The organism is Myroides sp. C4067, from assembly GCF_038039665.1.
In the GTDB taxonomy this organism is placed as follows: Bacteria; Bacteroidota; Bacteroidia; order Flavobacteriales; family Flavobacteriaceae; genus Flavobacterium; species Flavobacterium odoratimimum.
Genome location: NZ_JBBPHJ010000004.1, coordinates 53879 through 67331, shown reverse-complemented (window position 1 = coordinate 67331; position 13453 = coordinate 53879). Strand labels below are relative to the sequence as shown.

General features: G+C 33.7%; 11 protein-coding genes. 6 read left to right on the top strand and 5 right to left on the bottom strand.

The window, feature by feature from the left end; all coding sequences use genetic code 11:
* Positions 1 to 460: 460 nt before the first annotated feature.
* The 3 genes from AABL87_RS03835 to holA all read right to left on the bottom strand — a co-directional run bounded on the left by AABL87_RS03835 (position 461) and on the right by holA (position 2684).
* On the bottom strand, positions 461 to 676 hold the full coding sequence (locus tag AABL87_RS03835; protein WP_341276956.1) for a hypothetical protein: 216 nt from the start codon (positions 674 to 676) through the stop codon (positions 461 to 463).
* 802 nt (positions 677 to 1478) lie between these two features.
* Positions 1479 to 1667 carry a CAL67264 family membrane protein gene (locus tag AABL87_RS03830; protein ID WP_006259008.1) on the bottom strand — a complete coding sequence of 63 codons (189 nt, stop codon included), beginning with the start codon at positions 1665 to 1667 and terminating at the stop codon, positions 1479 to 1481.
* 12 nt (positions 1668 to 1679) lie between these two features.
* Positions 1680 to 2684, bottom strand: coding sequence for a DNA polymerase III subunit delta (gene holA / locus AABL87_RS03825; RefSeq protein WP_006261083.1), 1005 nt, complete (start codon positions 2682 to 2684; stop codon positions 1680 to 1682).
* Between the two features lie 54 nt (positions 2685 to 2738).
* Here holA and AABL87_RS03820 point away from each other — a divergent pair, with 54 nt between their 5' ends.
* The 3 genes from AABL87_RS03820 to AABL87_RS03810 all read left to right on the top strand — a co-directional run bounded on the left by AABL87_RS03820 (position 2739) and on the right by AABL87_RS03810 (position 5621).
* Positions 2739 to 3203 (top strand): type I restriction enzyme HsdR N-terminal domain-containing protein, encoded by a 465-nt coding sequence (locus AABL87_RS03820; RefSeq protein WP_006263474.1) that lies wholly within the window; start codon positions 2739 to 2741, stop codon positions 3201 to 3203.
* Between the two features lie 506 nt (positions 3204 to 3709).
* Positions 3710 to 4708 carry a glycosyltransferase family 2 protein gene (locus tag AABL87_RS03815; RefSeq protein WP_041891170.1) on the top strand — a complete coding sequence of 333 codons (999 nt, stop codon included), beginning with the start codon at positions 3710 to 3712 and terminating at the stop codon, positions 4706 to 4708.
* Between the two features lie 79 nt (positions 4709 to 4787).
* Positions 4788 to 5621 (top strand): OmpA/MotB family protein, encoded by an 834-nt coding sequence (locus AABL87_RS03810; RefSeq protein ID WP_006259013.1) that lies wholly within the window; start codon positions 4788 to 4790, stop codon positions 5619 to 5621.
* 202 nt (positions 5622 to 5823) lie between these two features.
* On the opposite strand, the gene acnA is transcribed toward AABL87_RS03810, so the two are convergent.
* Positions 5824 to 8550 (bottom strand): aconitate hydratase AcnA, encoded by a 2727-nt coding sequence (gene acnA, locus AABL87_RS03805; protein WP_341276955.1) that lies wholly within the window; start codon positions 8548 to 8550, stop codon positions 5824 to 5826.
* A gap of 503 nt (positions 8551 to 9053) precedes the next feature.
* Here acnA and AABL87_RS03800 point away from each other — a divergent pair.
* Genes AABL87_RS03800 through AABL87_RS03790 form a run of 3 tightly spaced genes read left to right on the top strand, consistent with a single transcriptional unit; the run spans position 9054 to position 11778 of the window.
* Entirely contained in the window at positions 9054 to 10001 is a 948-nt protein-coding gene (locus tag AABL87_RS03800) for a metallophosphoesterase (protein WP_006263470.1), read from the top strand.
* 25 nt (positions 10002 to 10026) lie between these two features.
* A complete protein-coding gene (locus tag AABL87_RS03795) occupies positions 10027 to 11355 on the top strand; it encodes a hypothetical protein (protein WP_341276954.1) in 1329 nt (442 codons plus the stop codon).
* 9 nt (positions 11356 to 11364) lie between these two features.
* Positions 11365 to 11778, top strand: coding sequence for an EamA family transporter (locus AABL87_RS03790; RefSeq protein WP_006263465.1), 414 nt, complete (start codon positions 11365 to 11367; stop codon positions 11776 to 11778).
* 23 nt (positions 11779 to 11801) lie between these two features.
* Here AABL87_RS03790 and AABL87_RS03785 read toward each other — a convergent pair whose 3' ends face one another.
* Positions 11802 to 13292, bottom strand: coding sequence for a hypothetical protein (locus AABL87_RS03785; RefSeq protein ID WP_341276953.1), 1491 nt, complete (start codon positions 13290 to 13292; stop codon positions 11802 to 11804).
* Positions 13293 to 13453 lie beyond the last annotated feature (161 nt).

The window sequence follows — 13453 nt, the reverse complement described above, 5'->3', positions numbered from 1 at the left end:
ACCGTAAACAATGCGAATTATTGAGTAAACAACAATATCTCATAAATATCTACACACCAATAGCTTAATTCTTAAATCAAAACAGCATACTCTCTCATTGTGTTATCTTTAATAAATGCATAAGATCTCATACAAAAAAAAGAGTTATTAAAACATCAGCGACTGTACACACCAATAGGATGAGATCCCTCCTATCGTCGGGATGACATAGAAGGTGTGAGTAACAGCATGAGATCCCTCCTATCGTCAGTATGACATATATTGTGGATTCAGTGGACAGATTTAAACACAGAACACAGCATATGAAACACGTGTGGCAAGTTTATGCATTTCTCCCTTGAATAAGAGCTTTCTAGCCATTAGAATCTAACTGTGTGTTAGACGGAAGTATCCCGTCTCTACTGATGTGATGAACAAATATACATGACGCATAGCATCTATTCATTCAAATATCAACTCACTATTGACTCTTCACATAACAATCTAAGTAAACACTGTATAACATCGAAGGTTGCCTATCTAGGTTCATTGCTAATTTATTAATCTTAATTGGGTTATTTATTAACTGTTGTAGCATCGGCACTTTATCTTTAATTACAAAGACATCTTTTACAACTCTTATAATATGTTCTTTTTGGGGACAACAATTCATCAGAAGCTCCCTCCCTATATCCATATTTTGATAGCTATATTCATCACCACCACTCCTTTACACTACATACAAGAAGAATACCCAGAGTATAAAAGGAACATCCTTCGACAAAAGGCTCATTTTGCCCACTAAAGTCCTAGTATTGTCCTATAACTGTCCAAGAATCCAAGAAGAAGCCCTGATTTTACTAGGGTTAAGAGCTATATACTACTGAGTACAACAACACCTTATTTTAAAACAAGTATCTAATTATCAATTAGTTAAACAAAAACAGGTTTAAAAAAAAGTATACACTTTTTTTGCTTTTCAAGCCTTAATTCACTGAAATTGGAAGAAAATAAGGTAAAAAGAAGGGGCTTTTAAGGAAGAAATAAGATTTTTTGATGATAAATAGATGCTTTTTTGAAAAAAATAAGGTGTTTTTTTGATAAGAGTTGATAGGTTTTTTAATTGAAGTTAAATGGATATACTGGACGGATATATATCACAGATTAAAAATCCGCGATAACACGAACGTAGCGATTGCCTGATATACGTACCTAAAGCCTGAAAGGCTAAGATTCGTAATTATTAATTTGAAATTCGTAATTCCCTAAGGGGGATGGGATCTTTCGTTACACTCAAGAAGACATACTAAACGGATATATATCACAGATTAAAACCTTAAATCCGCGATAACACGAACGTAGCGATTGCGTGATGTGTGTGCCAATAGAACGTATATACATACCCCATGGCGAAGCCAAACATTCTTAATTTTTAATTCCTAATTCTTAATTGTTTAAAAAAGAAGAGGAGAGCAATGCTCTCCTCTTCTTTTTTAAACTTATACTCTTCCTTTTAAAGCGTTAAAAACCCATGCTATTGCAAAGAAACCGATTCCTACAGCTGTGAATCCCCACCCTGCGATTTCGGAATATTTAAATGCTCCTAGACAGATTAATAAGATACCCATCATAATCATAATCAACGTAGCATATCCTAGAATCTTATTCTTGTTTAAATTGTTCGGCATTATTTATTTATTTTAATTAAATATTTTGATTAACATCTCCTTAAGCAGTTCTCCTTGTGGCATCGCCTGAGCTCCTACTCCCTTACTTTTAAGGTCTACATCCTTTAGATGTGCAATGATACTACTAACTTGCTTCATCTTATAGATTCTAAAACCCGTTTCGTAGTCTTTTATTGCGTATTGACTCACTTTTAATTGTTTCATCACGTTAGATGGTGACTTATCTTTCAGCCCATGGTACAACAAAAGCTTAGAAAAATAAGAATAAACAAGCCCCATTGTCAATACGATAGGGTTATTCTTTGGGTTTTGTGCAAAGTAATTTGCAATTTTATACGCTTTGAGCTGATTGCGGTCTACAATAGCCTTAATCAATTCAAAATTATTAAAATCTTTACTTATTCCGATGTTCTTTTCTACTACTTCTGCTGTGATTTGTACTCCTTTTGGTACAATTAAAGCCAATTTATCTATCTCATTCGCTATTTTAGACAAATCTGTTCCTAAGAACTCTACTAGCATTGCAGAAGCTTTAGGATCTATACTATACCCTTTTGCAGTAAGTAATTTCTTAAGCCAAGCTTCTATCTGATACTCTTTTAACTTCTTACTTTCAAATATGATACCAGACTTCTCTATCGCCTTGTAAATCTTCTTTCTTTTGTCTAATGTTTTGTACTTATAGCAGAATACTAATACGGTAGAAGGTTGTACTTGTGCAGCATAAGATTCTAATTGGTCTATAGAACGTGCTAACTCTTGAGCTTCTTTAACAATGACAACTTGCTTTTCTGCCATTAACGGGAATCGCTTTGCATTAGAAACAATGTCTTGAACAGTGACATCTCGCCCATATAATACCATTTGATTAAACCCCTTCTCTTCTTCTGTCAATAGATTATCTTCAATATACTCAGAGATTTTATCAATATAATACGGTTCTTCCCCCATCAAAAAATATATAGGAGCAGCATTCCCTGCCTTTATATTCTTTATTATGTCCTTTACTTGATCCAAAATATTAGTTTTAAATATTGCTCAATACCAGTAGAAAAAAAATATCTTTGCTTTATGCAAAGACTGAATTTCCCACCGTTTGATTTTCGTTTCAAAAATAGTGAAAATAAGCTATCTATTTTTGATGTTATCCGTAAAAAGTTTATTCAGCTTACTCCTGAGGAATGGGTAAGACAGCATGTAGTACACGATTTGATCTATACTAAAGGTTATCCTCTTTCTCTCATCAGTGTAGAGAAAGTAGTGAGAATTAATGGAATGACGAAACGATATGATGTGGTGATTTTTAGACCTAATGGTGAAATCTTTATGCTCATAGAGTGTAAAGCACCTGAGATAAAAATTACCCAAACAACATTTGATCAGATTGCTCGTTATAATTTTCAATTAAGATCAACCTATCTGTATGTCACCAATGGGCTAAATCATTACTACTGTCAAATGGATTACGAAAATAGTAAATATGTGTTCTTAAGAGAATTGCCGAATTATAATGAGGAATTAGGAATGAAGGATTAGTTAATAGAACAGTGTTGCAAAACTATAACGGCTCAAAGTCGGGAGACTTTGCGCAGCGAGTCAGTGAACGGTTGACAGTTGACAGTGAACGGTTGACAGTTGACAGTTTACAGCATTGCCCTACGGGCATAATGTACTTAGATGATGTGATACACTATATATTGATAACATATACTAAACGACATCACGATTTCACCGATTACTTGACAGTGAACGGTTAACAGTCTTACAAAACTATAATAGCTCAAAGTCGGGAGACTTTGTGCAGCGAGTAGCAAGCACGGATTAATCAAATCCGCGCTAACAGATAACATATACTAAACGACATCACAAAAAACAACATTACGATTTCACAAAAAAACAACATCACGACATCACAAAAAACAACATTACGATTTCACAAAAAAAACAACATCACGACATCACAAAAAACAACATCACGATTTCACAAAAAAAACAACATCACGACATCACAAAAAAACGATTTCACACAAAAGAAAAACAAAATGAATAAAAAGTTTGCCGTAGCTATTTTAAATTGGAATGGAGAACAGCTGTTAAGACAGTTTCTTCCTTCTGTACTGAAGTATTCGGACAAAGCTAATATATACGTTATCGACAATGCTTCTACTGATCAGTCTATAGCTGTTCTAGAACAAGAGTTTCCTTCTGTTCATATTATTCAAAATAAACAAAACTATGGTTTTGCTCAAGGATATAATGAAGGGTTAAAAGATATACAAGAGCCTTACTTAGTACTGTTGAATTCAGATATCGAAGTAACCGAAAATTGGTTAGACTCGGTAGAAGAAATATTTGATAAACAACCTCGAGTGGCTATTGTACAGCCTAAAATTCTTGACTATAAACGTAAAACGCACTTTGAGTATGCAGGTGCTGCAGGTGGTTTTATAGATTCGTACGGATTCCCATTCTGTAGAGGGCGCATCTTCGATACCATAGAAGAAGATAAAGGACAATACAACGATATTATAGATATATTCTGGGCATCTGGTGCTTGCTTTTTTATCCGTAATGAAGTTTACCAAAAACTGGGGGGACTCGATGAAGACTACTTTGCTCATCAAGAAGAAATAGACTTATGCTGGCGAGCACATCATCTGGGATATAAGATTAAGTACACGGGGTATTCTACTGTATATCACGTTGGTGGAGCAACTTTAAAGTATCAGAGTCCAAAGAAGACTTATCTTAACTTTAGGAACTCTCTACTTACTTTGTATAAAAATCTGCCTTCTAAAGGCAAGTTCTCTACTATCTTTTTGAGATTGTGCTTAGACGGCATCGCTGGGGTAAGATATATGCTAATGTTGCAACCCAAACATTGTTTTGCAATTGTTCGTTCTCACTTTGCATTTTACAAACGTATTCCTATCTTCAAAAAAAAGGTATCAAAATCTCCTGTAAAAGAGTATTATCGAACTAAATCAATTGTTAAATTATATTATATTCAAAAACGGAAGACTTATATTAGAATATTCTAATTAAAATAGTTTAGGCTTTTCTTTCTATATTGCCATCTATTTGCTATATTTGACAAAACAATTCAATCATTTTTTAATTATGAAAAAAGTAGTTTTAGGATTATCTGTTTTAGCCTTGACATTAGGTTCTTGTGGTACAAAACAGAAAATTGCAGACTTAGAAGCTAAAAACAAAGAAGTACAAGATTTATTAAATACATGTACTATAAAACTAAACTCTGCTTTAGCTGAGAGAAATGCTTTCTCTAACGAGATCGAGCATTTGAAAAAGAACAACTCTGACTTATTAAGCAATATGGGTAACATGACTATGTTAACTTCTAAAGGTGCTGAAAACTTAGAGAAAACTTTGGAGAGCATGAAAGAGAAAGATCTTAAGATCACTCGTCTTCAAGATGCAATCACGAAGAAAGACTCTGTTACTTTAGCTTTAGTAAGAAGTGTGAAGAAAGAAGTTGGTTTCGATGATCCAGATATCCAAGTTAACGTAGAAAAAGGTGTAGTATACATCTCTATCGCTGACAAATTATTATTCAAAACAGCTGGTTATGAAGTAAGTTCTGAGGCTAAACGTGTATTAGCTAAAGTAGCTGCTATCGCTAAGAGCAAACCAGACTTTGAAGTAATGGTAGAAGGACATACAGATAACGTATCTATCAAAAACGCAATGATGAGAGACAACTGGGATCTAAGTGTTAAACGTGCGGTATCTATCGTTCAAGTTTTACAAAATGACTTCCAATTAAACCCTTCTCAATTAGTTGCTTCAGGACGTGGAGAGTATGTGCCATTAGTAGAAAACGATACTCCTGAGAACAAAGCTAGAAACAGAAGAACTAGAATCGTTTTACTTCCTAAGATTGATCAATTCTACGATATGATCGAGAAAGAAATGAAAAATATGACTAAATAATTTTAGCTATTAAAATAAAGAAAAAGGGCTGTCTTTTAAATAAGACAGCCCTTTTTTAATTACGAATTTAAATTGGTTTTCGGTTTACAGTAATCAGTTTACGACATTGCCCTGCGGGCATAATGTACTTAGATGATATGATACACTATGTATTGATATAATCATCTAAAACGATTTCACACTTTCACAAAAAACAAAAAACCTATTTAAGATAGTCTCTCAATACATATTGTAGAATACCATCATTTTTATAATACTCTATTTCAATTAAAGAATCAAAACGAGCTTTGGCCTGGAAAGAAAGAGTTTCTCCATTCTCTTTTACAGCCTTTACCTCTAGTATTTTGTGTGGTACTAAATCTTGTTCGATTCCTGTGATAGTGAATGTCTCTTTTCCAGTTAAACCTAAAGATTCAGCTGTTTGGCCTTCTAAGAATTGTAATGGAGCTATTCCCATACCAATTAAGTTACTTCTATGAATACGCTCAAAGCTTTCTGCAATAACAGCTTTTACTCCTAATAGATAAGTTCCTTTTGCTGCCCAGTCACGAGAAGATCCACTTCCGTATTCTTTACCAGCTAAGATTATTAAAGGAGTCTTGTCTTCTTGATACTTCATCGCTGTATCAAATACAGAAAGAGATTCATTCGTAGGTAAATAAGTACTATATCCTCCTTCGCGTTGTGCTACTTTATTCTTAATACGCACATTGGCAAAGGTACCTCTCATCATCACTTCATGGTTACCACGTCTAGATCCATATGAGTTAAAATCTTTTGGCTCTACTCCTTGTGACAGTAAATATTTACCTGCTGCAGAACTCTCATTAAAAGCTCCTGCAGGCGAAATATGGTCTGTAGTCACTGAATCTCCTAAATACAACAATACCCTAGCATTGTGTACATCTACAATTGGCTTAGGTTGAGCTGGTAAGTTCTCGAAGAATGGCGCTTGTCTGATATAAGTAGAGGGTTGATCCCACTCAAACTTCTGACCTGTTGGCGCTTGTAAGTTCTTCCAATCTTGCTCACCTTCAAAAATCACACTGTATACTTGTTCAAAATCTTCTTGTTTCAATGATTCATTAATTACTGCTCTAATCTCTTCATGCGTAGGCCATATATCTTTTAGATACACTGGCTGTCCATTAGGATCATAGTCTAAAGGATCATTAATTAAATCAATATCTACTCTACCTACAAGTGCATAAGCAACAACTAACATCGGAGACATTAGGAAGTTCATTTTTACTTGTGGGTGTACCCTAGCCTCGAAGTTTCTATTCCCTGATAATACAGATGCTACAACTAAATCGCCTTTAGTCACTGCCTCTGCTACAGGTAATGGAAGAGGTCCACTGTTACCAATACATGAAGTACATCCGTATCCTACTGTATGGAAGCGAAGTGCCTCTAGGTCTTCTAATAAACCTGAACGCTGTAAATACTGAGTCACAACCTTAGACCCTGGTGCTAAACTTGTTTTAACCCATGACTTCGTTCTCAGACCTTTCTCGATAGCTTTACGAGCTACTAGTCCTGCTCCAATCATCACTTCTGGATTAGACGTATTCGTACAACTCGTAATAGCAGCGATAACGATACTTCCGTCTCCTATTACATACTCTTTGTTCTTCTGTTTAATACGAACTGTACGCAGACTATCTTTAACAACTTCTGTAGTAGGATTAGTGACTTTATTCTCTTCGTAAGCAAACTCAGTACCAGAACCACCTTCTGATAGCCAAGCGTGCTCTCTACGCTCTTTAGTCTCTGTATAAGTACGATTATACTCTTGCTCTAATAAAGTAGAGAATGATGTCGCTAAATCTTTTACTAATATTTTGTCTTGTGGACGTTTAGGTCCAGATACTGTAGGCTCTAATGTATTTAGATCTAACTCGATCACTGTAGTATATTCAATATTCTCTTTCCCTGTTCTCCATAGCATATTGTCTTTACAATAGTCTTCTACTAGTTTTATCTGCTCTTCGCTTCTATTCGTAGCACGCATATAATCTAAGGTACGGTTATCAATAGGGAAATAAGTAACTGTACATCCGAACTCTGGTGACATATTAGATATAGTCGCTCTATCAGTCACAGATAGATTATCTAAGCCATCGCCAAATACTTCTACGAATTTACCTACTACTCCTACTTGACGCAATATCTTCGTAATAGATAATACCATATCAGTAGCGGTAGCACCTTGTGGTATTTTACCCGTTAATTTTAATCCGATTACCTCAGGGCAGGTAAAGTAAATTGGTTGTCCAAGCATAGCTGCCTCAGCTTCAATACCTCCTACTCCCCAAGCAATAACTCCAATCCCGTTTACCATCGGTGTATGTGAATCTGTACCTACTAGAGTATCTGGGAAAGCCCAACCATCTCTTTCGATAACACCTTTAGCTAAGTACTCTAAATTTACCTGGTGACAAATACCCATTCCTGGAGGAACTACTGTGAAGTTATTTAGCTCCTGCTGAGCCCATTTTAACAACTCATAGCGTTCAGAATTACGCTCATACTCTTTTTCTACATTTCCCTTATAAGAGTAGTCTGTTCCGTAATAATCTACCTGAACAGAGTGGTCAATAACCAAATCTACAGGAATTGCTGGGTTAATCTTATTTCCGTCCTTTCCCTGTCTGATGAACTCATCCCTCAAAGACGCAATATCTACAACAGCTGGCACTCCTGTGAAATCTTGCATTAAAACACGTGCTGGTTTAAAGGGGATATCTTTATCGGTACCCTTTGGATCCCAGTTAACTAGAGTGTCTAAATGTTCGTCAGTCACTACATAACCATCGTGGTTACGCAAAACATTCTCCAATAAAATTCGTATCGAAAACGGCAATCTTTCGATATTGTTACCCTTGTCTTGTAACTCTTTTAATGATGCAATTTTATACTTTGTCATAATTGTTAGTTTATAAAGGTTAAGTTACTGAAAACAAACTAGATTAGCTATTAAAAATTTATTAAAAATCCGCTAACATTATAACATATCCAACTTATAAACAGCAAAATAGGACTTCTTTAAAAATTATTATATTGGCAATTTGACTCTTATTTTTTTAGAAAACATAGACTTTTTTAATAGACTCCTATTACCTACAAATGAACAATACTATGTTTTTAATCAACAAGGTATCGCTATATCCTAATAACAGTTAATATTTCCCAAAAAAAACTCCAGTAAACTGCTACAATTCATTCATTCAGTATTTTGCTAAATATCAAAACTAACTCCTAAAACATTACTCTATTCTCATCATCATGCTCTTTTCATTTTTATTTCATATAATACTTTTATCATAAACTAATTTTATTGTATATATCCTATATTCTCATTTTAATTTTATTTTTTTGATAATTTATTCGCAAATTATCGTACATTTAATAACACCAACAACTTGTATAATGAAAGCAATTGACAAAAATTTTGTAGACTTTGATATAATAGGAGATATACATGGACATAGCAATGATTTAAAGCAACTATTATCTGCTTTAGGTTATTCTAACAAAAAAGGTTACTACCAACATCCGGAGCGAAAAGTACTATTCGTAGGAGATTATATAGACAGAGGTATTAATATCATAGAGGTATTAGATATCGTAAAAAAGATGGTGGACAATGGAGAAGCTATTGCGTTGATGGGAAATCATGAGTACAATGCAATCTGTTATAATACACTCTCTACTAATGGAGAGTACCTTAGAGAGCATACACCTAAAAACTTTAATCAACATGCTGTGACCATGGCTGCGTTTATGCAAGTGCCTAATATGTACAAAATGTATATAGAGTGGTTTAAATCACTTCCTTTATTTTATGAGAATGATTCGTTTAGAGCTGTTCACGCATGCTGGGATGATCAACATATCAATTATTTAAGAAACCGATTAGTCAACGACTGTATTACGAATGACCTGTTAGAAGAAGCGAATACAGAAGGAACAGAATTATATAATGCTATAGAAACAACATTAAAAGGAAAAGAAGCGAAGATGCCTGAAGGCATAACTTTTATTGATAAAGATCGTATACTACGCACTGAGTTTAGAACTAAATGGTGGGAAGACCCTAAAGAAATGACTTATAACTCTATCAGCGTACATCCTATACAAGAACTTCCTCATACTCCATTCGAATTTGAGAGTGAAAACTTTTATCAAATTATAGAAAAACCAGTGTTCTTTGGCCATTATTGGATGAAGCACAAGACAGGCACTAGACCTAATATAATTAAGGATAATGTATGTTGTGTTGATTTTAGCGTTGCTAAAGGAGATGGAATACTTGTATGCTACAGATATAGTGGAGAAGACAAGTTGGACTCTAAGCAACTCGTCTTTGTAAAATAACGTCAAATTCTCTCTCTCCGAATCTATGATTAACTATTTAAAACTTTTTCTAAAAAGAAAAAACAACAAAGAAATAGACAATACGTCATTAGATTTTTTGACTTTACAAAATTGTGATAATGCTGTTTTTATACTTGATAATCATTTAATAAGCAAAAACAAAATACCTTATTACAATTGTAACCAGAATATCGATGATATAGATGTTTTATATTTTACTTGCATCAACAATAAGCCTTTGCTGTTTATAGCAGGAAAGCACAATAGCCATATCCCTACATCATCAGTAAACTTCCTGCCTACTTTTCTACATCTTGCAGAGAAACTAGGTTTTAACCCTGTTCTACTAACCATATTTGAAGAAACTTTTAGCTGTGATAGAAATATGTTTGTATGGGCCAGAAAAAACCCTAGTAACTGTAAAGTACTAGAACAAGGAACCTATGCGGATACAATCCTAGAAGGATATGAATTACAGAATCAAACAAAAACCTTTGTGTCATGGGAAACTCCTTATGAAGATGTAATTGCTTTAGACGAAGTTTTAGTCACCCAACCTTCTAATGAAGATGATTTAATTAAATATACATTTAAAGTTCCTGTAAGAATAGGCAACCTTGTTTTAAACGATTTTAGTTTCTATGATTGTCATCGAAAAAATATTCCAGTAAGTAACTACTTTTCTTACTGTGAATACAAGCAGACTATTAGTAAACCTTATGCTTTATTAAAAAATGCTTTATTAGAAAACAAGAGTCTAACTAATGCCTCTACTGATACAGAAGAGGACAAAACAGTGATATTTAGTACAAAAGTAAGAACAGAATACCTAGAGTTTTATTTCTCTAATGCTTATCCTGTAGAGCTAGAAGCAGCTAATAATAAAGTATTTTTCTTAATTACTAATTTAAAAGAGTATTTAAATACTGTAGTTTATCCTGAGTATATACTTAAACTATCTATAGTCAATTGTACAACACTATCAGGCGATATAATACTGGATATACAAACCTATAAAGAAACAGCACATATCTATAGAGTACCAACTTTTATACAAGAAATCTCTCAAAACAAGCCCTTTATTTGGATAGATGATAATAATGATGAAATAGGCTTCTCTGATGATCGCTATGCTCATATAATACCTCTAGCAGAGGTCAAATATATGTGTATAGAAACCATAGAGCATAGTGATGGATCTATAAATTCTAAACTTAGTATTCGTCCAAATGGAAGTAATATGGAAATTATAAACATCTTTACTTCTAAAAGTGTAGATTTGAGCAAATTTAAAGAACAAATAAAAAGAGATATCCCTGTACCTATACAGTGTCCTCTAGATGATTATTTATAATAAAGAATTATGTGGAAATACTATGCTTTACTATCTGCTGTCTTTGCAGCTTTAACTGCAATATTGTCTAAAGTAGGGGTAAAAGGAATTAATGGCAATCTAGCGACAGCTATACGCACCAGTGTAGTCCTAGTATTAGCTTGGGGAATAGTGATTGCAAATAGCGATTTTAAAGGAATGAAAGAATTGAGCAAATCTAATATTATCTTCTTAATCGCTTCAGGAATTGCAACAGGGCTATCGTGGATATTCTATTTTAAAGCTTTAGAATCAGGCCCTGTTTCTAAAGTAGCCCCGATAGATAAGCTAAGTATTGTATTTGTCATGATCATCTCTTTTATCTTCTTAAAAGAACCTATGGATCTTAAAACTATCATTGGTGGATGCCTAATCGTAGGAGGCACCTTAGTTCTTATATTATAACTAACTTTCTTTGGGCTCTACAACTAACTCAAAGAAAGTTCTTCTATTGTTTCGATACCTGTTCGTTTACACACTATTCTAAATCGTTTATACTCTACGATATTTTCATACTTTATTTGTGCTATGAAGTTAAGATAATAGATCTTATCTGCTAATATTCTTTCTGGCTCCCCTATTAAATCATTTTGATCTAAAGTATACACTGTCACATAAGGGTTATTCATTCTTTGGGTAAGTCGAGTTAGATTAAAATGAATGATGTCGTTAATTCCGTCAAAAGCATATGTACTTTCTTTAATCACTTTTTTATTATCTAAGTGTACTTTCTTTCTGTACAACATAATCTTCTCGTTGTGAATCTTATTCTCTATTTCTAATAAGGCTGAACGATCACGCAAATTAAGCACTTCTTCAGGCACTTTTTCTTCTGCTATAAAGTCTACAGATTCCTTTATCCATCCTATCTTCTGATCCTTTACACTAATATTCGTTTTATTATCAAAATACTTCCCTCCTAACTTTCCAATAAAGTAATAACGCATTAGCTCCTTAATTCTATCTTTCAACATATAACTAATAACTAATGCTACAAATAAAGGCATCGTAAAGTTGCCATATTTCTGTTGAAAAGAGAAAGCAATAATAGTAGCAAAAATCATAGATAAACCTGCTGCTAAACTATAATAAATCTGTTGTGCAATCACACCATCTTCGTCTTTTCGTTTATTCGAAATTAGAGCTAAATCAGATTCTATATACTTATCTAACATCGTATGTCTATACACCACCTTCTGGTTATTCTCTCTATCCCCTTTCTTAATATCTAGATAGTTGTGTATTTTCATATACTCTTTTTCTCGTGTTATCAATCCGATTAGATGTTGACGCACTTTCTCTGACAAATTGTACTGTTCTCCCTCTAATAGCTCTAAAAAACCGAAAACTTGATGTACTATAGCATAAGATAAATATTCATCTGCAAAATCATAATAGTTTCTTGTCTCACTTCCCTCTTCTACTCCTACCAACAATTCTCTCAAACCTCTAAATTGAATAGAGATATTCTCTACTGCAGAAGCAAACTCAAGGCATCTTACTTCTAAATCATCAGTTTGATAGCATTTTTTAATCTCTGTCAAATGATTTCGGATGGCACTTCTAAAGATAGCCATGAACATCTTCAACTGAAACTCATACTCCATTAATAACTCAGATAAATCTTCTTCTGATTGCAACACATCATTTAAGGCTGAACGCAAATTATTCAATGGAACTGCTCCGTTATCAACAATCTCTTTTAGAAGGTAAATAGGGGTAATAAATCTAACTTTAGACTTAACATCTGAATAAAACTGATCTTTAGTATATGTAGATGCATTAATGTCTAGGCTATTAGGAATAAAAAACCAGGTATTAATATCAAACTCAGCTGTCTGACCTATCTTTTTTGTTTTAAAACCAACCTTTACCTCTATCGAGTAAGCATCATGAATACTTGTTTCTATGTCTATCATACCTTAAACCTGGAATATCTATGTGAAGATATTAAATAATTCTGAGGTTAATCACATATTTCAAAGCAAACAACAATACAATACTATCCAGTAATCTCTGTATTCTAAACAAAAAACTGCTCCCTGGACGGAGAGCAGTACCACAAATTAATATAAAACAC